Source organism: Bacillus sp. H1a (assembly GCF_000633475.1).
GTDB lineage: Bacteria > Bacillota > Bacilli > Bacillales > Bacillaceae_G > Bacillus_A > Bacillus_A paramycoides.
Map to the genome: position 1 here is coordinate 57867 of NZ_AYMH01000064.1, position 19256 is coordinate 77122.

At 32.5% G+C, this 19256-nt stretch carries 19 protein-coding genes and 3 pseudogenes; 9 read left to right on the plus strand and 13 right to left on the minus strand.

All coding sequences use genetic code 11. The features are described 5' to 3' along the window. Positions 1–32: 32 nt before the first annotated feature. On the minus strand, positions 33–182 hold the full coding sequence (locus U860_RS0125200; RefSeq protein WP_002171929.1) for an aspartyl-phosphate phosphatase Spo0E family protein: 150 nt from the start codon (positions 180–182) through the stop codon (positions 33–35). A gap of 517 nt (positions 183–699) precedes the next feature. Beyond that, positions 700–1317: an XRE family transcriptional regulator gene (locus U860_RS0125205; protein ID WP_205206366.1), complete on the minus strand. Its 618-nt coding sequence runs from the start codon at positions 1315–1317 to the stop codon at positions 700–702. A 114-nt stretch (positions 1318–1431) separates the two neighbouring features. Between U860_RS0125205 and U860_RS0125210 the strand changes: the two genes are divergently transcribed. Then, positions 1432–2319, plus strand: a complete 888-nt coding sequence (locus U860_RS0125210) for a DMT family transporter (protein WP_025150695.1) — start codon at positions 1432–1434, stop codon at positions 2317–2319. Positions 2320–2376: 57 nt separating this feature from the next. On the opposite strand, the gene U860_RS0125215 is transcribed toward U860_RS0125210, so the two are convergent. The 4 genes from U860_RS0125215 to catA all read right to left on the minus strand — a co-directional run bounded on the left by U860_RS0125215 (position 2377) and on the right by catA (position 5398). Then, the gene (locus U860_RS0125215) at positions 2377–2889 is read right to left on the minus strand and encodes a GNAT family N-acetyltransferase (protein WP_025150696.1); all 513 of its coding nucleotides are present in this window, start codon (positions 2887–2889) and stop codon (positions 2377–2379) included. A 139-nt stretch (positions 2890–3028) separates the two neighbouring features. Then, complete coding sequence (locus tag U860_RS0125220; RefSeq protein ID WP_025150697.1) at positions 3029–3955, minus strand: GNAT family N-acetyltransferase; 927 nt, start codon at positions 3953–3955, stop codon at positions 3029–3031. A 54-nt stretch (positions 3956–4009) separates the two neighbouring features. Further along, a complete protein-coding gene (locus U860_RS0125225) occupies positions 4010–4534 on the minus strand; it encodes a GNAT family N-acetyltransferase (RefSeq protein ID WP_025150698.1) in 525 nt (174 codons plus the stop codon). A 213-nt stretch (positions 4535–4747) separates the two neighbouring features. Further along, positions 4748–5398 carry a type A chloramphenicol O-acetyltransferase gene (gene catA, locus U860_RS0125230; protein ID WP_025150699.1) on the minus strand — a complete coding sequence of 217 codons (651 nt, stop codon included), beginning with the start codon at positions 5396–5398 and terminating at the stop codon, positions 4748–4750. Between the two features lie 198 nt (positions 5399–5596). Between catA and U860_RS0125235 the strand changes: the two genes are divergently transcribed. Beyond that, entirely contained in the window at positions 5597–5782 is a 186-nt protein-coding gene (locus U860_RS0125235; protein ID WP_025150700.1) for a DUF4021 domain-containing protein, read from the plus strand. 52 nt (positions 5783–5834) lie between these two features. Here the strand turns inward: U860_RS0125235 and U860_RS0125240 are convergent, their stop codons facing one another. Continuing rightward, entirely contained in the window at positions 5835–8066 is a 2232-nt protein-coding gene (locus U860_RS0125240; protein WP_025150701.1) for an MMPL family transporter, read from the minus strand. A gap of 121 nt (positions 8067–8187) precedes the next feature. On the opposite strand from U860_RS0125240, the gene U860_RS0125245 reads away from it, so the two are divergent. Beyond that, positions 8188–8805, plus strand: coding sequence for a TetR/AcrR family transcriptional regulator (locus U860_RS0125245; protein ID WP_025150702.1), 618 nt, complete (start codon positions 8188–8190; stop codon positions 8803–8805). Between the two features lie 171 nt (positions 8806–8976). Here U860_RS0125245 and U860_RS35360 read toward each other — a convergent pair. From U860_RS35360 to U860_RS0125265, 3 genes and pseudogenes are all read right to left on the minus strand, one after another. Further along, a pseudogene (locus tag U860_RS35360) lies at positions 8977–9090 on the minus strand (MBL fold metallo-hydrolase); the annotation flags it as partial. Positions 9091–9170: 80 nt separating this feature from the next. Then, a pseudogene (locus tag U860_RS0125255) lies at positions 9171–9440 on the minus strand (GNAT family N-acetyltransferase); the annotation flags it as partial. Positions 9441–9586: 146 nt separating this feature from the next. Further along, a complete protein-coding gene (locus U860_RS0125265) occupies positions 9587–10147 on the minus strand; it encodes a protein distantly related to SAM-dependent methyltransferase (RefSeq protein WP_033795480.1) in 561 nt (186 codons plus the stop codon). A gap of 710 nt (positions 10148–10857) precedes the next feature. Between U860_RS0125265 and U860_RS0125270 the strand changes: the two genes are divergently transcribed. The 4 genes from U860_RS0125270 to U860_RS0125285 all read left to right on the plus strand — a co-directional run bounded on the left by U860_RS0125270 (position 10858) and on the right by U860_RS0125285 (position 14286). Then, the gene (locus U860_RS0125270) at positions 10858–11298 is read left to right on the plus strand and encodes a winged helix DNA-binding protein (RefSeq protein WP_025150705.1); all 441 of its coding nucleotides are present in this window, start codon (positions 10858–10860) and stop codon (positions 11296–11298) included. A 45-nt stretch (positions 11299–11343) separates the two neighbouring features. Next, entirely contained in the window at positions 11344–12165 is an 822-nt protein-coding gene (locus U860_RS0125275) for a class I SAM-dependent methyltransferase (protein WP_025150706.1), read from the plus strand. 275 nt (positions 12166–12440) lie between these two features. Further along, on the plus strand, positions 12441–13643 hold the full coding sequence (locus tag U860_RS0125280; RefSeq protein ID WP_025150707.1) for an EstA family serine hydrolase: 1203 nt from the start codon (positions 12441–12443) through the stop codon (positions 13641–13643). A gap of 40 nt (positions 13644–13683) precedes the next feature. Next, positions 13684–14286 carry a DUF2441 domain-containing protein gene (locus U860_RS0125285; protein WP_025150708.1) on the plus strand — a complete coding sequence of 201 codons (603 nt, stop codon included), beginning with the start codon at positions 13684–13686 and terminating at the stop codon, positions 14284–14286. 193 nt (positions 14287–14479) lie between these two features. Here U860_RS0125285 and U860_RS0125290 read toward each other — a convergent pair whose 3' ends face one another. The 3 genes and pseudogenes from U860_RS0125290 to U860_RS0125300 form a co-directional block, all read right to left on the minus strand. Then, on the minus strand, positions 14480–15346 hold the full coding sequence (locus U860_RS0125290; RefSeq protein WP_025150709.1) for an MBL fold metallo-hydrolase: 867 nt from the start codon (positions 15344–15346) through the stop codon (positions 14480–14482). A 76-nt stretch (positions 15347–15422) separates the two neighbouring features. Further along, positions 15423–15947, minus strand: a complete 525-nt coding sequence (locus U860_RS0125295) for a hypothetical protein (RefSeq protein ID WP_025150710.1) — start codon at positions 15945–15947, stop codon at positions 15423–15425. A gap of 241 nt (positions 15948–16188) precedes the next feature. After that, positions 16189–16578, minus strand: a pseudogene (locus U860_RS0125300) (class I SAM-dependent methyltransferase); the annotation flags it as partial. A gap of 136 nt (positions 16579–16714) precedes the next feature. Between U860_RS0125300 and U860_RS0125305 the strand changes: the two are divergent. After that, a complete protein-coding gene (locus tag U860_RS0125305) occupies positions 16715–17452 on the plus strand; it encodes a ZIP family metal transporter (protein WP_025150712.1) in 738 nt (245 codons plus the stop codon). Between the two features lie 82 nt (positions 17453–17534). Beyond that, entirely contained in the window at positions 17535–19235 is a 1701-nt protein-coding gene (locus U860_RS0125310; protein WP_025150713.1) for a pyruvate oxidase, read from the plus strand. The last annotated feature ends 21 nt before the right edge of the window (positions 19236–19256 follow it).

The following is a 19256-nucleotide window of genomic DNA, read 5'->3' on the forward strand; positions in this document are numbered from 1 at the left end:
TATAACATATACAAACCATGTCATAGTTCTTTCTATTTTAAAAACATAAACCAATTTATTAATTTGTCAATTTCTTGGCTAAGTGCTATTACTTTTTCGTCTTGAAGTCCATAATTTGAGACTAGATTCAATAATTCTTCTTTTTTCACTTCAATTACTTTCTCTAACTTTACTATTTCCATTTCGTCTTTATTCGCTCCAATTTCAAAATGTATGTATTTTAGTATAGCCTACTTACATAGTAAGTAAAAGTATAATGTATATGTAAAATCTTACATATTTTAAAAAATACACTACTAACAAAAAAGAGATTTCACTAAGTCCCTTATTACAGATCATTATAATTTTCTACCATATTTAGTATGTAACAAATAATGTACAATTCCGATGCGTTTCACCTCTGCCAAGGCCTTAAAAATTTTCACTCTTTGTTCATCTGAGTTTTTTTGTTTGATAGTCATGGAACTATCTTATTTTTGTTTATTTTTTTATCAAATTTTTCACCTTTAAATATTCTAATTATTTAGTTTTTTTATTGGCGGAAATGAATTTTAAGTGTATATTTGCCTTAAGTAAACAATATTTACCTAGAGAAAAACAATTACACACGCATATTTAGGTACTTCAGATTTCTATCATGTTATTCCTTTGTAGCCCTCTATAATTTTAGAGGGCTACTCCCCATTTTATTTAATATTTTTAACTTAATGATGGGGTTAACACAAATAAGATGTGGTTCATTTCATCACTTTTATTCAAAAAGCGATGTTTCACATTAGGAGGAATACGTACGACATCTCCTTCCTCTAAAAAGTATTCATTCCCTTCTAATTCAACATATACTTCCCCTTTCATTACAACAGCAATTTCTTCCTTATCTTCGTGGGAATAGTGACTTTCTGTTGTATTTGCATATCCATTTAAATCCATCATTAACATTTCAATACGAGCTTTCATAAAATCTGGTGTTAATACATCGTAAACAATGTGATCATTATTTTCTCGATAAACCTTTTTACGATCCTTTTTCTTTGAAATGAGCGAATCTGTATCAATATCGTTAATAAAAAGAGTAAATAATGGTACATTTAATGCTTTCGCTATTAATTCCAATACATTTAAAGAAGGATTTGCATGCCCTCTTTCAATTTGACTAATAAGTGAAGTGCTGATTCCTGCATAATCAGCAAATTCACGAATTGTCATATTATTTTTCTTACGATAACTCAATACAGTCTGTCCGAGTCGATAATGTATCATAGTAAAAACTTCCTTTCGTCCATCATATTGTATGTTTTGTTCCTTATGTGCTGACATACTAAACAAAAACAAATAATCCTTCCTTATCTCATCCAAGACTTATATACTTACTTTTGTACATTATATCTTATTTAGTTTATTATAATAAACAATCTATCGGAGGGACAAACTATGAGATCACCTTTTCTTTCATATTTCATATTATTTTTCGGTGTATTCGCCTTATCAACTTCAGCAATTTTTGTGAAATTAGCGGATGCTCCTGCTGCAATCATCGCATTTTACCGATTATTTTTTGCGACGCTAATTCTTTTACCGTTTCTCATGTTTAATACAAAAAATCGAATTGAACTGCGCTCATTATCAAAAAAACAATGGGGATTCGGTCTTTTATCAGGACTATTTCTAGCTGTACATTATGTACTTTGGTTTGAATCATTACAGTATACTTCTGTAGCTAGTTCTACAGTTATCGTAACTTTGCAACCTTTATTTTCAATGGTCGGAGGTTATTTTTTATTTAAGGAAAGGTTTACGAAAGGTGCAATTATAGGCTGCCTCATTGCAATTTCAGGAAGTATCGTAATCGGATGGCAAGATTTCCAAATTAGTGGCGAAGCTTTATATGGAGATATTTTAGCTTTTATAGCAGCCGGAATCATAACAGCTTACTTTTTCATTAGTCAACACGTTCGTAAAAATTTATCTCTTATACCCTATTCAGTAATAAGTTATGGCAGTAGCTCACTCCTACTCGGCATATTTGCTTATATGCAGCAGTCATCTTTCTTCAATTACTCTGTACAAACATGGTGGTCCTTTTTAGGTCTAGCATTCATTGCGACGATCTTAGGACAAACAATTTTCAATTGGTTATTAAAATGGATGAGTACTACAGTTATTTCAATGAGTATATTAGGAGAAACGATTGGAACTTGTATATTAGCATATTTCATTTTGAATGAAACGATATCACTGCAACAAGGTACAGGGATTTCACTTATTTTCATTGGTTTAAGCTTATTTTTACTCCAGCCGAAGCTACCGAATCGTGATTAATAATAAAAAAGCATGACATAGATTTGTCATGCTTTTTCTTGTATTAAAATTGATATTTTATTGACTATGTACAATCAAACCATTTGGTCTAAAACGACTCATCATAATTTCATTAACAAATTTCCCATGAGCCTTCAAATTCCCAATCTTTACACCCTCTTCAATAAATCCAAACTTTTCATATAATGCTTTCGCTCCGGGATTCGTGTCTAATACCCCAAGTTCTACTCGCTCTAACATTAACCAATTGTCAGCAAGGTCAAGCATTTTTGTAAGTAACGCTTTTCCAATTCCTTTATTGTGATATTCGCTGTCTACCCCAATAAATAAATCTCCTGAGTGAGATCTACGTCCTGGACTTTGGGTTAAACCGACAAATCCAACAACTTCCCCATCATATTCTGCAACAAATTCAAATTGATTCGGTGCTAAATTTCGAATTCTATTCTCCATCGCATCCACACGCATGCTAGGTAAGAAAACCATATAAGGTAAAACGTCATCCTGTATACATATACGATGAATTGCTCTAGCATCTTGTATTTCTACTGCTCTAACGTTGATTCCCATTTTTCTTCCCTCCCTATAAATAACAGATTCTAATATCCTTCGCTATAATCCTTCTCATACGTTTTTCTTTATGTTATTTTTATATAATTATTTCAGCAAAACATTTTAAATTTGAACATCTAACATACTTAGGGTCTATTTAATTTTTCACCTGATTATACAACTTAAGTAGATTTTCTATTGGAATACCGTTTATTTTCATACCAGTTATATCACAATTTTCTATTTTAAGATTTTGAAGCTTACTATTACTTATTGTACTACCTTCCAAATCACATGTATCGAATGAAATAGGTTCCTTCTCGTCTCCAAGATTTGTATTTTTAAATTGGACTCCATCTAATGTCACCAAATTAAACTTACTACCAGAAAGATTTAAATCTGCATATGAGGACCCTCTAAAATTTATATTTCTAAACTTTGATTGACTTACATTACAATTACTCATATTCATATTCATTACATTACTACCAACAATTGAACTATTTTTTAAATTCACTTGATAATACTCTGTATTTGCTAAATTACAGTTTTCGTATTGTCTATTTTTCATATCTTCACTTTTAACTACGTTCTCTTCGTGTGAAGCTGTCTTTATTCTTTTCACGTAACAATACTCTTCTTCCGATTCAAAAATTGTTTGGTAGCCCATCTTTTTATAAAAGTGGTGATTATTAATTTGTCTACTCGATGTTTCGAGATCCCAAATCCTTATGTTTGGAAATTCTTCTTCTATTAATTTAATAACCTTCGATCCAATTCCTTTTCCTTGATAAACAGGATCTACAAAAATACGATCAATTCTTCCATACGACTTACCAGAGATTGTAACTATAATTCCCCCGATAATATCTTTATCCATTATTACTTTGAAAGAATCCAGTTCTTCAATCGAATATTTCATCATTTCAACTGAAGAGTATCCAGGTGGCTGAATGTTATAATCAATTACATCATCTTGTCCGCATAGCCAACGTTTTGCTTCTTCATCGAATGTTTTTGTCATTATTTTTGTTAACTTTTCAGCATCTAAAATTGTAGCTTTTTCTATAGATATTATCGTCATTTCATTTTCCCCTTTATCATTACAAACCAATAACTTATGTGAACAAAAACGTTATTAATTTACTTTAGTTTTTAATACTTTTCCCATTATTACATAAGGAACATCATTTTTACTTGGATGAAATGGCTCCAATACATTCACCCAATCTAATCTTTCATATACAGAACGCGCCTTATCATTGTTTATTTGTGTTGTTAAAACGCTCGTTCTATTTGAAATTCCTTCTAATATTTCATTATGTAATTTCGTTCCAATACCTTCATTTCGATATTGTGGGTGAACTGCTAATTCTACAAATTCAAAACAATCTTGTAACCATTCCTCTACTTGCTCTAAATTTAACGCTTCTCTCATTAATTGATTATAGTACTGTCCCTCCATAGAGCGATAACCATAAGTAAAACCAACTACTTCATTTTCATCATTTATTGCTAATATACCTTTAAAACCTGGATATTCTATATGTCTTTTCATTCGCTCGATCATTTCATTGAAATTTGTTTTTTCAAATGCTTTACAATACAATTTTGCCATATTATCAATTAGGATCTCATCTTTTTCAATACTTACGAATTTCACTTTACTTCGCCCCCTACTAAAACGTTTGAACCCTTAAATAATTTTAAAATAAAGGAAATTAAAATCAATCACTCTCTTTACTATTAAACTACAAATCAACCTATATTTTCCACTGTCACTTAGTATCAATGAATAAAAAGAAGAGAACATGTAATATAAACATGTTCTCTTCTTTTTATTTATTTTCAATTTTATATAATTAAAAATTAGATATTACTTAAGCCACTCGTTACAAGTATTAACTTGCTCCTGTAAATCCTCTATAAATCGACTCGCATGATATCCATCACAAACCGCATGATGTACTTGAAGTGAAATAGGTAGCATAACCTTGCTTCCATCATTGAAATATTTTCCGCAAGTTATAATTGGTAATAAAAAATCACAATCATTATTAATATTAAGATTAAATCCAGTAAAACTAGTCCAAGGTATGCTAGAGATTGGAAACACATTTGGCGGAATATTTTCTTTCGTGAAGAGACCATGAACATTAGCATAACATCTTATATCCTCTTCATAGTTTTTATAGAAAGTATGAAAATTAATAGAATAATCTGTCCATATACTTGAAAAAGACTTATTTTCTTTATGAAAGATTGTATAGCTAGGTATCATTTCCTCCCAATACCCTAAAACTCCATCCTCATTAAAACATGTTCGAAATTCTTTATATTTATTTATCACTCTAGAAATTAAATAAATAAAAGTCGGATAAAATTTAATTTCCTTTTGATGTATTTCCTCTAATAATATTTTAATATCAACATTCACAGTCATACTAAACGTGCATTTTAATTTTAAATAATGTTCAAAATAATGCTTTCTATTCCAACTTTCTCTATCAATTACATGAAACTTCATTATTAATAACCTCCTAAAATTTTTTTATTTTAGAAGGCTAATTTTCTTGCTTTCACCACAACTATTCACTCCTTACAGTTTAAATTTAACCCCAAGTTTTTATTTAATTATATAACATCCGCCAAAATTCATTCACATATTTCTGGAAATCCATCCACATACTATTAATAAATCAAATGATATTTGAAGGATACATACTTGAATGACAAAAATGCAAATCAAAAAGCAAATGTTATCAAAAACACTACATCTATTCAAAATAATAATACTGTAAATCTTAATGTGGAAGTACAAGCAATGAACGGCTTATACGGAATGTCAGAAACGACTATTGAAGATGTTGACTACGCTGTAACTGATGATCTTACTTCAAAAAATAACTAACTTCATCTACATTTAGAAAAAAGCCAAAGAAAATATCCTTGGCTCTTCTATATTATATATTCATTTTTTGTACTTCTTCTCTTTTTTTAGAAAGTTTCCCTGGCCAAAAAGCAAAGCGCCCTAAAACAACTGTAATTGCTGGTACAAGTAACGGCCTAACAATAAACGTATCGAGTAAAACTCCAATCGCTGTTACAATACCAAATTGAACTAAAACTTGAATTGGTAACGTACCTAACACTGCAAAAGTTCCCGCTAAAATTAAACCTGCTGATGTAATCACACTTCCTGTTTGCATAACACCATTTTTCACTGCATCTAAATGATTTTGTTTTTTTCTGTTTTTCCATATTTCAGAAATCATAAAGATGTTATAGTCTTCTCCTAAGGCAACTAAAAATACAAATGCATATAACGGGATCGCACCTTGTATTGCAGGAGCCCCCATCCCAAAATGAAGTAAAATCCACCCTGCTCCTGAGGCAGAGAAGAATGATAAAACAACTGTTACAATTAAGTAAATCATCGCAACGATTGAACGTAAATACACGAGTAAAAGTAGAGCTATGATACTAATCATAACCGGAATAATTACTGCTTCATCACGCTCAGTAATTTGCTTTGTATCATATAAGGAAGCTGTTTCTCCGCCAATCCACAAATGATTCTTAGCGTTAGAAATGCCTTCTTCTTTTAATACCTTTTCTACACTATTTTTTAATTTAGGGATTTGATCTAATGCTTCTATAGAATATGGATTCTCCACTAAAGAAACTTCATACATTTGCAATTGATTGTTTTCTTTTCCCCTCATTGGTTCTTTCACTTTATTAACAAAAGATAATTTCTCTAATTCTTGTTTAATAGATAAATCTTTTCCTTTTGAATCAACTACAATCTTTACTGGTGCTAATTCTCCAGCTGAAAAATGATCAGTAATTAATGTAAATCCTTCGCGTGATGGCATATCTTTCGGGAAGGATTCTAACAAATCGTATGTGTATTGAATACGTGGTACAAATGAAGCCAATCCTCCTAATAAAACTACGGTTAGCATGATAATTGTCCACGGTTTACGTACAACAATATCGCCAAGCTTTTTACTAAAGGCCCCCTTTGTAGTTTTTACTTTTACTACTTTCTTTTTTTTATTTGCATACTCTTCATTCATTTCATCAGTTCTCGGTATAAATGGGAAAAATGCAGCTCTACCGAAAATTAATAATAATGCCGGAAGAATTGTTAATGCAGCAATTCCCATGATGAAAACAGCGACACTAAATGGGACTGCAAATCGATGAAAAGCTCCATAATGTGCAAGTAATAATGTTCCTAACCCTAGTACTACAGTTAGTGCACTCATGATAATCGCTCCGCCTGATGCTTTTATCGCAAGTTGCAATGCTTTATATTTACTTTTCTCTTCTAATAAGTACACTCTATATCTTGAAATAAGAAATAAACAATAGTCCGTTCCTGCTCCAAATAGTAAAACTGTCATAATCGATATAGCTTGTGCATCAACTTTAATCCATCCATTGTCTGCTAAAAAGCCCAGTGTCGGACTGATAATTCCATATGCAAAGCCAACAACAAGTAAAGGTAAGATTGCTAAAATTGGAGAGCGATACAATAAAATTAATAAAACCAACACAAGTAGTACAGTAGCAACTAATAATTTCACATCAGCTTGACTAAATAAACTTACCGCATCCGTTTGAATACCTACAGGTCCAGATAATCGAACATGTAAGCCAGAGTCACTAATTTTTTGTTTAAATGGATCTTCATCCTCCTTACTATTCACTATTTTTCTTAACTCTTCTAAATTACCTTTTAATATATCCGTTCCAGCAGTTTTATTAAAGAATACTGGTGTGACAAATGATGTACCATCTTTTGATGCATTTTTCGAAAGCACTTGCTCAGGGATTGTATCAAATGGTGGTAACAATGATTGCTCTTTTAAAGGGTCCGTTTTTAACTCTTTATAAACGTCCTGTATTAATTTGTAGTCTTTTGACTCTAACCCACCATCTCTATGCCATACAATTAACAACGGGTTTCCTGCATTATTAGGAAACTCTTTTTTCATAAGTGCTTCAGCTTGTTGTGACATAGCTGTTTCAGGTAAATTCTTCGGATTAAGATCCTTTGTACTATTTACTTGGGGCAACGTAAATGAAAGTACTAATGTAATAAGAATCCATACCGCTAATGTTATCCATTGCGTGTGCTTCCCTGCTACAAGCTTCCCTAACGTGCTTAACTGGTGTTTTTTCATAAAAACCCACCTTCCTTTTTTCTCCCACTATTAATTATATATACTGGTCAGTTAATTAATCAAGAATGACTAAAAATTATGTTATAATAACCTCAATAATTAATGTCAGGAGCGAATGTATTTGGAACAAAAACAACGTCCTATCGGAAGGCCCCGTCAAAATAAAAATACAAAGGCTACAAAGGAACTGATTTTAGAAGGTGCAACTCGATTATTTCTCACTCAAAATTATCAAGTTGTTTCGATGGATGAGGTCGCGAAAGAATGTGGCGTTACAAAGGCAACTGTATACTATTACTACTCAACAAAAGCTGATTTATTTACCGCTACAATGATTCAAATGATGGTTCGTATAAGAGAAAATATGGATCAAATACTCTCTACAAATAAGTCTTTGGAAGAAAGATTATTAGACTTTGCTAAAGTATACTTACACGCAACGATGGACATTGATATGAAAAATTTTATGAAAGATGCAAAACTCTCTTTATCTGAGGAACAATTGAAAGAATTGAAAAATGCCGAAGATAAAATGTATGAAGTATTGGAAAAAGTAATCTATAACGCAATGCACAATGAAGAAATACAAAATGGAAATCCTAAATTAGCTGCTCATGCTTTCGTAGCATTATTATCGATTGGAAATTATAAGGATGAGAATCACAATCCTATTCTTGTAGATATAGATGACTTAGCAAAACAAATTGTTTCGTTTTATTGGAATGGATTAAGTAACTAATATCGAATTAAAAATAGTTTAAGATTTACTTAATACAAAAGTAACTGTTTGCTTAAAACATGATTTGATTAATTAAATGTTGTTAACTTAGATAAAAGAGCATGTTATTGAAAAATAATGTTCAAAACATGCTCTTATTCATTGTAATTAATAAGTTTCTTCATATTATCGAGGGAATCCAGTATCTATTAATACTGCCATATCATCATCCCACAAAAGAATTGGATGAATAATATACCCATGAAATTCAAGATGCAACATCTCTACTCCCTTAGCAATCTCCATAACTTTAGTCCGCTTTATAATTAGGTTTTTGAAGTCTAAAAATAGGTTTAACTACAAAAAATTTAATAAATAAAGACCCCCTATCGTTTAATATATTTCGTCATTCCAATCGAGAATTCCTCAAATCCAATAGATTCATAGTACGGCTTCAAATCCTCAACACACATAAGTTGAGGAATAACTCTATTTTTCTCACAGTACCGGTTTAATCGCTCCACTATTTCCTTTCCAATTCCTTTGTACTGATATTCCGGTAATACACACACTCCGCAAATTATGCCCGTAATTACACCATCTGATATAACGCGCCCCATCCCTACTAATTTTTTGTTATCAAAAACATAAATTACACATTATTATTGGCAATAATATTGAGAGATATTAATAATGCAGCATAATGGTGGAATCTTTACCGCAATAATTACAGCACAAACAAAAAAAGCCGCATTTGCGACTCATGAACTTATAGAACTAACGCATGTGTTAGTTGAATTACTTATCGTTTAATCGCATCAACAATTAGCGATGGAAAACCAAGTTTATCTCCTTTATTTCTAGTGTCATACCTTTTTGAACGGAAAATAACACCATCTTTAGCATCCCATTCGTTGTAATAAAATTGTCCATTTTCATCACAATATTCAAGTAAAACTACTTCAAATCCAGCAGTTTCAAACATTTCAGTTAATGTTTTATAATTATGAACTATTTTATGGCTTGCAGCTGGATGGTCTTTAGGTCCAGGTCCGCCTACTTTAACGATATTTTGGTAGGTTTCATCTGGGAAAAATGCATCAGGGACACCACAACGAATATGGCCTGATGGTTTTAAAAATTCATAACAAATTTTAGCCGCTTTTACACCTTCTTCAAAAGTAAGATGTTCCCATACATGCTCAGCTAAAATGGCTGTAATGGAATTATATTCAAATCGTTCTTCCCAAGTAGTTTCAATTAATAAGTTAAGTTCATCTTCTTTAGTTTGAATCCAACCTGGGTTATTGTTAAATGCTCCAGCTCCAACTACTACTTTAATTTCAGTTTGTTTTATTGCCATCACTTTCACCTCATATGTACTTTAATTCATTAAATATTTTCTATGTTTACTATAAATTTTCCTTCTTCAACTAAAACTGCTAGTTAGTTCAAGAAAAAATCAATTACAATGAAAATCGAGATTACTATTAAACGAGCTTAGGATAGGATAAACAAGCAGGGCAATTGGGAGTATTACTACAAAATATTAAATTTGACTATTTGTTTTCTTCCCCACAAACAAGGGCAATTTAAACTGCAGAAGTAGCTACTAATTTAAAAGCAATTCCAGATACAAGATTATAAGAAAAAGAAGGTATCTCACCTTTGTGAGATACCTTCTTTTATATCAATCTATCATTATATTATCCACCAAAAACTATACAGCTACATACTATAAGAACAAACAACACTAATAAACTATTTGAGAAATGACCCATAGAATACTACCCCTTTATTTAATTATGTAAAAGATTTTACCATAAAATTATTTACAGCATAATATCTGAAAGAGACATTAGATTCATTAGTTTTTTATGTATAAAGTAATATTTTATAATCTTTACATTCTCCTCACATAAAAATACTTTAACTTTTCCTCTACTGCATTTCTCACGATTTAAATAACACCGTATTAGTAAATAAATATTTACTAATACCAATAAAATCATTTGATTTTAAATGAAAATAGTAATAAAATAATTACTAAATCAATAAAGGGAGCGAAAAATAATGACCAATAAAGAATTATTAAACGAATACATGAATTTATTATTAAATATGTCAGGTACTTACAAACTGTTATCTGAGAAATCTTCTGAATTTACACATTTAGAGCAACACGTAGTTGAGTATATTGCCCATCAAAAAGTCGCTGTAAATTTGAAAATGATTGCAAGTTACTTAAACATACCTAAGCAACAATTAAGTGTAACAGTTCGTAATTTAGAGCAAAATGGATACATTGTAAAAAAACAAGACAAAGTAGATAAACGAGCCGTTTTAATTTCCCTAACAGAAAAAGCTGAAAAAGTACATTATGAGAGATGGAAACAAATTTATAATAATTTCACAGATAGTCTTGAAAAACTAAATGAAGAAGATCAACGTGATTTAACTTACGGACTTTATAAAACAAATAAAATGCTCTCGAAAATGCTAAATAACGACTAAACGGATACAATAATTTATTGTTTATTATTAAACGGAGGATGTTTCATGATTAAAGAAATAGATTTACATTCAGTCCAAGGTACTATGCTTATTCCACTTTGGGGACGAGCGAACGGAAGTGAAAAAAATAAAGATATTTTAGATGATATGGAGGCTATTCGAATTATTAAAGATTGCGATTTTGATTTCTCTAGAATAGCTGACACCTTTGGTGAATACGGATGCATAACTTACATTGCCCGCGCACGAAAAATTGATGATACTATAAAACAATTTATTAGTAAACATCCGAATGCTACTATTGTAAATATCGGTGCTGGACTAGATACTACATTTTCAAGAGTTGATAACAGTACAATACATTGGTATAACCTTGATTTGCCCGATGCAATCTCTTTTCGTAAAATATTAATTGATGATTCACCACGAAATATAAGCATCGCTAAATCATTTTTTAATACTTCTTGGTTCGACGATGTAAAGTATGATCCAAAGGACGGAATCCTTTTTATATCCGCAGGTGTTTTTTATTACTTTAAAGAAGAGGAACTTAAAAAAATCATTGTCGCTATGGCAAAGCGTTTTCCTGAAGGAGAGTTATATTTCGATGCGGAATCAAAGTTTGCACTAAAGCTTTCCAATGCTACTGTAAAAAAATCTGGTAATAACGGTGCTATGATGCATTTTCATGTCAATAATCCGAAGGCAATAGAAAAGTGGTCTTCTAATATAAAAGTGTTAAGCTGCTCCCCCTTCTTTAAAGATATACCTACAAAAAAAGATTGGGATGGTAGTACACGTATAATGATGCGGATTGTAAATTTAATAAAGATGTTGAAGTTTGTTCATTTGCGATTTGAAAAATGATCAATCTATAGCTTATATATTATATCGTATACAAAAAAGACCTCAATATAATCCTTTCTGTTTAAGTTTTTGTCATTATATCGATAGTAGAAACCTCTTCGTAAGTGAACATTTTGTGAATGTTCTCAAAGCGATTTCAGACACCTCCCCTTTTTCACTCAAAATTCTCATGTTTAAAACCTTTATTTTTCATAAAGGTTTTATATATCCCAATGTTGTATTACTACATATACCATTTTTTCGATATCAATACTTAAAAATAAGGAGATTAAATAATGGAACAAACCATTCATATTGACGGTTTCGTCAAACCTGGGTTTGAAAAAGTTAAGGATGCATTTATAGAAAATTTTACAACTCGTGAAGAATTAGGGGCGGCATGTTGTATCTATTACAATAGTGAGTGTGTTGTTGATCTATGGGGTGGTTATCGTGATCACCAAACTAAGGAATTTTGGACAGAAGATACAGCAGTTCTCATATTTTCTGGGACAAAAGGGTTTGCTGCTCTTGCATTAGCTTTAGCTCATTCAAAAGGGTATATAGATTACGATGAAAAAGTATCTACTTACTGGAATGAATTTGGGAGAAATGGAAAAGAAAACATTACAGTCCGGCAGTTACTTGCACATACAGCGGGATTATGCTGTATTAATGAATTACCATTACATACACTTAGTGACTTTGATACAAAAAACGTTGCCCCGTATTTAGAAACTATGAAGCCAGCTTGGGAACCTGGTACAAAACATGGTTATCATACTTGGACAATAGGCTGGTTTATAAGCGAGTTAATTCGTCATGTAGATCCGAAAGGAAGAAATCTTACTCAATTTTTCAATGAAGAAATTTCAGGGCCCTTGCATGCCGAAATGTATATTGGCATCCCCTCTTCTCTTCCAGATGAACGAATTGCGACTATTAAAGGAATCCAATCTATATTGGATATATTTAAAAACTTCAGCTCTTTTCCTAAAAGCTTACTATGGGCATTTATGAATCCAAAATCATTAGCAAAACGTAGTATGTTAGATCCAAAAGGATTATTAGCTCATGATAATTTCAACCGAAGAGAATTACGAGAAGTAGAATTCCCATCTGGAAATGGTATTGGGGTAGTACGTGATATGGCCAAAATATATAGCGAATTTGCTAATGGTGGTCCTCACTTAGAAATAATCCCACATACATTAGATGAATTGTCCAAACCACCTATCCAAACGAAAAATGGCTGGCATGATGTTGTCCAAACCGTCGACACGGCATTTTCATTAGGATTTTTCAAGCCGTTAACAACCGGTTCTAATTATGGAAATTCTTCATGCTTTGGTCATCCAGGGGCAGGTGGCTCTTTATGTTTTGCTGATCCAATAAATCGAGTTGGTTTTTCATATGCAATGACACGGGTTGGTATGCAAATGTTTGATGACCCTAGAGAAACGGCAATCCGTAAAGCTTTTTATAAAATAATTCTATAATTTCCGTTTAGGTATATGAAAAAACGCTAGGAGGAAGATTATGAGAGAGAATGAATTGTACGTTTATCACATTGTTACTAGAAAAAAAATGAACCTCGGACAAATCATTAACTTTAACAAAAATCAAACTAATACCCTATATCACTTCTTTTTTGAAAGAGAACAATTAAATTCTAATGGTGAAGACTCCATTCAAATTTTAAAAAATCATTATACCAATGAGGAATTACATATAAATATTGAAAATGCTAAAGTAGTTATGGATTATATGGATCAAACAATTAGAGCGGTTAGAGAAACTATTGTAGAAATGGTTAGACTGCAAGAATTTCCTGAATCCCCTTCAAGGTTGTCTTGCTTATATGCTGCCAAAAGCTATGAAGATGCTTTGAAATGGAAAGCGCTATTTGATTCTTACAATCGAGAGGTTTTACAGATTGTTAAACTACGAGTAATCGGCAGTTCTTTTGAAGGTGACGGAAACCTTTTACCAAAAGAAGATGCTATTCCTTTTTCTCAAAAAATTGAACAGGCTAGAGAGTATTGGCAAGGAAATGTTAGAAATGAACTTCCTGAGCTACTGATTAATGGAAAAATTGAAGTGATGGAAATTATAGATGATTTTTCACCAATTCATATTTAACACATTATCCGAAAGAAGTCTCCTTCCTCAAGCGTTGTAAAGGACGATAGTCCAACGGTAGGTGGGAGATGAATTTCGGTTGGGACTAGATATTTAATTATTAAAAAGAGTATTGAATTAACTTTCAATACTCTTTTTGTGTAGTTAAATTGTATTTGGTCAGAATATGCATCAATTTAATTAGAGTTAGATTTTACAGATTAACCATTTCATAACCATTTACAAAGTACGTTATTGTTTCTAACTCCTCTTCATTTAATTCTCTATCTAGTTCTTGTTTATACGCTGCCTTTATCTTCTCTACATCACCTTTATGTATCTCCGTATATGTTCCTACTGTTTTTAATAAACGAATTTCTTGCAAAAATTCATTTCGATCTATAGCTTTCCCATGTGAAAGAATATAAGTCTCGGCATCAAATCCCTCTAATTCTTGTATCAATTTAAACGTTCGTTTCGTCGTATAGTTCCACTTCGAAGAAAAAATATCTGCATAAATACAGTCTCCTAAAAACAATATCTTTTCTTCTTTAATATAAATGACAACGGAGTCATGTGAATGATCTCCACCCACATGTTTTAACACACATGTCACATCACCAAGATCTAATTCAAGTTGTTTCTGAAAGGTTAAGGACGGCGGAATAATTTGAATATTTCTCGGTTGTTCATTGAACTCTTTTTTTATACAATCCGCACAAAATTCAATTTCTGTGCCTTCTTTCACTCGTGCATCCAATGCCTCATCTGTCCACTCATAAGAAACAATTGTGTTCATCTCTTTTTTTGTTTCAGAATGTGCGATAGACAATGCATTTTTTAATACAGGCAATCCAAAAATATGATCCCAGTGCCAATGCGTTAATGCTACAAAATCAGGATTTGAGATATTTTTCTCTTTTAACATTTCTAAAAACAATTGTGCATGTGCTTCTGAATTACCTGCATCTATCATCAAAGTCTTTTCTTTTCCAACAACCATTCCTAAGATAGGTCTATCCGTCTCCGAAACAGGTGTCATATACCAAAATGAGTGTCCAATTTTTTTAATTTGCTGCATAACTATTTCCTCCATTTACTACTATTCTCTTCAATATTCCGTATTTATAAAAAAGCCTTTTAGCAAAAATGCTGTTTTACTGTTCTTTATTCATATACTGTTCATGTACTCGCTGCATTAAATCACTCAGCTTCTTTTCAGACGGGTGTTCTTGGTTCTCTGGTACTTCCCTACCAGAGGTTGAAAATTCTTCAGAACATGCTGTACGGGTCACCTCTAGTTTAGCATGCGGGAATGTGCGCTCATTTGATTCCCCAACGTTTTCGGTTATGCTTCCATTTGAACCAGGGTGTATGCAGCTAGAGTCAAGCTTTGTACGCTTTCCTTCTTTGTTTACTGTGTAATATATATCATTTACTGTGCCATATTTCATATTTTTTGTAGATGTCACAGCGGTCCCGTCAGCTGAGAAAGTGACAACACTAAATCCATCTTCTTCTCGTAACAACTCAGCTCCAGGTACGTTGTAAAGAACAAGTAGATCCCCTTCGTACTCTTCAGGAATTAAGTATATAGTATCAGTAGTTTCTTTACCAAAACTGATACATCCGCTTAATGATAACGTTAATATGATTCCAAAACAAAATGTGATTTTTTTCACATAAATTCCCCCACTAGTTACAATGTTTATATACTTTTCATTATACAATGCTATAAATTTCTTTGGATAGAATAAATTGCTATTATTCATAATCCGTTGAAGCAAGTGCATCTGGTTCACTCGATGAGTTATAGCGTGTGATATTAAAACTTTTATTCTGCAAATAGTGGGATAAAAATTAACACGGTATTTTAGGCTACCGTGTTAATTCCACTTTCACTCCATTGTCTATCCATTTAAATTGATTTTGATGTGTATTCGTAAGAAAATGTTGGAATCCATGTCCTACCATAAATGCTAACGGAATCGTTTCTTCAATCTTCAATTGTAAGCAGTCTTGTTGTAGCCATTTTACTTTTTTACACTCCGTAGATTTTCTCTTCGCTTCAGCAAGCATTCCTTCATGTATATCTACACCAATCATTTGATATCCGCTTTCTATAAATGGAATTGTAACCCTTCCTGTTCCACAAGCAATATCTAGAATCCATTCATTTTGTATACTTAGTTTTTGTGCCCATGAAAGTAAAAACGGAAAATCTGACAAACTTTTATTTTCTATATCATATCGTTTTGGATTTTCATATTCTGATAGACTCCACTTAGTTTGCAAACTTATTCCCCATTTCATATTTCCACTTAAATTTAATATATAAATTATAACGAATTATTAGTTTTTTCTCTATAATCAAACACGATTATTTGGACTAACCTGCCTCTCCCATTAGTAAGCTAAAAACAAGGGTATAGAATCGGAGTGTGATACTATGGAACGATTATGGATTCCAATGATTGTTACGTTTTTTTCATTCGGTGGATTACTATTAGGCGGTGCTGTTGGCATTGCTACGCGCCAGCTAATTGAAGAAAAAATGCATCGTTTATACGCATTATGTGGTGGTATTTTACTTGGATTATTATCACTTGAAATTATTCCTGAAACATTTTCAAGCTATGAAATAATTGGTCCTATACTTGGGATTGCTATCGGAGTATTAGTTATGAGTTTATTAGATAATTATTGCCATCATCCAATGATACATAAAAAAGATCAACAAGCATGGCAAACCTTCCTTTTTCTTTCTTTCGCTATATTTATTCATAATATGCCGAGTGGCTTTGCGTTAGGTACAGCTTTTATAAATCATAATGACTCTGCCATTCCTTTCTTACTTGCGATTGTTATTCACCATATTCCAGAAGGATTAGCGTTAATCATTCCATTTCTTTTTACAAAGCATAAATACATTTCATTTTTATTAACAACTTTATTACTTTCCCTAATTCTAGGTACCGGTACTGTTTTTGGCATTATGATGGACGGGAAAGCTCCCCTTTTACAAGGACTGATTATGGGAAGTGCAATTGGTTCCCTAGGTTATGTCACAATTCATGAAATGCTTTGGAAAGCAAAAAAACAGTTAACTTTCCTTGCGTTTCTATCATGGTCTATTAGTGGCTTTTTACTTATAACAGTCTTCGCCCTTTTTACTGGTCATCATTAAAACAAATATGTTTTATTATTTGTATATTTTTCCTTTTTCTCCAAAACATAATAGTATCTACCTATTACAAGGAGGAACGATTATGTTTGGAAAAACAGCCGGTGAAGCACTAGTTGACCTATTAATTGATTGGGGGGTAGAGCATATATATGGTATGCCGGGAGACTCTATTAACTCTATTATTGAGCCTTTAAGAAAAAAACAAGATAAAATCAAATTCATTCAAGTTCGTCATGAGGAAGCTGGCGCACTCGCAGCCGCAGCCTATGCGAAGCTAACAGGAAAACTTGGCGTTTGTATGGCTATTGCTGGACCTGGAGCAATCCATTTACTCAATGGTTTGTATGATGCGAAACTCGATCAAGCTCCTGTACTAGCAATTACAGGACAAGTTGAAAGCGATTTACTTGGAACAGGATTTTTCCAAGAAGTAAACTTAGAAAGAATGTTTGATGATGTTGCGGTTTATAATCAACGAATTATGTCAGCTGAACAGTTACCCGCTGTAGTGAATCAAGCGATTCGAATGGCATATACGAAAAAAGGTGTATCTGTTCTTACCATTCCAGATGATGTCCCAAAATTTGAAGTGAAAAATGGAGCACGTATTACAAACTCTTCTTTCACATTACCTGAATTATTTCCGCAAAATGAAGATTTAACTTTAGCAAAACACGCATTAAACGAAGCGAAAAAACCTGTTATTTTAGCTGGTAAAGGCGCAAAACATGCGAGAGAGTCTTTACTTGCATTTGCTGAACATATCGGTGCTCCAATCGTACTTACATTACCCGCTAAAGGAATCATCCCTGATGAACACCCTCTTTGTATTGGCGGATTAGGGTTAATCGGAACGAAACCTTCATATGAAGCAATGAAACATGCGGATACTTTAATTATGGTTGGGACTTCTTATCCGTTCACTGGGTTCTTACCCGAACAAGCAAAAACACTTCATATTGATACAGACCCTGCTCAAATCGGGAAACGTTATGCGACAGATATCGGATTAGCTGGTGATGCTGATAAGACATTAAAATGGTTAATTGCAAATGTAGAAAATCATGAAGACTATTCGTTCTTAGAACACCACCAAGAAATGATGAAAAAGTGGGAAGAAAAATTACACAATCAAGAAGAAGATTCTTCGACCCCAATTAAACCACAGCGAGTTATGCATGCTCTGCAGAAAGTAGCAGAAGATGATGCAATCTTATCTGTCGATGTCGGAAATGTAACAGTGTGGACAGCAAGGCACTTCCGTATGACAAACCAGCAATTTATCATTTCTAGCTGGCTTGCCACACTTGGTTGTGGCTTACCTGGTGCACTTGCTGGAAAAATTGCTTTCCCGGATAAACAAGTGTTTGCAGTTTGTGGTGACGGCGGGTTTGGAATGACAATGAACGACTTTGTAACAGCTGTTAAATATAAACTGCCAATCGTTGTCATCGTATTAAACAATAATAAGATCGCCATGATTAAATTCGAACAAGAAGTTATGGGTAATATCGAATTCGGCACAGACTTAACGAATCCTGATTTCGCTAAATACGCAGAGGCTTGCGGCGGTATTGGATATCGAGTTGAGAATTTAGATGAACTACTCCCTGCTTTTGAAAACGCAGTAAAACAAAATAAACCGTGTATTATTGATGTAGTAGTAGATGTAAATGAAGCACCAATGCCAGCAAAAATCACATTTGGTCAAGCGGCCGGTTATACGAAACATATGATAAAAGAATTATTTGAAGAAGGTAAGATTGATCTACCACCACTTTAAAATATAAAAGAAAGATAGCTG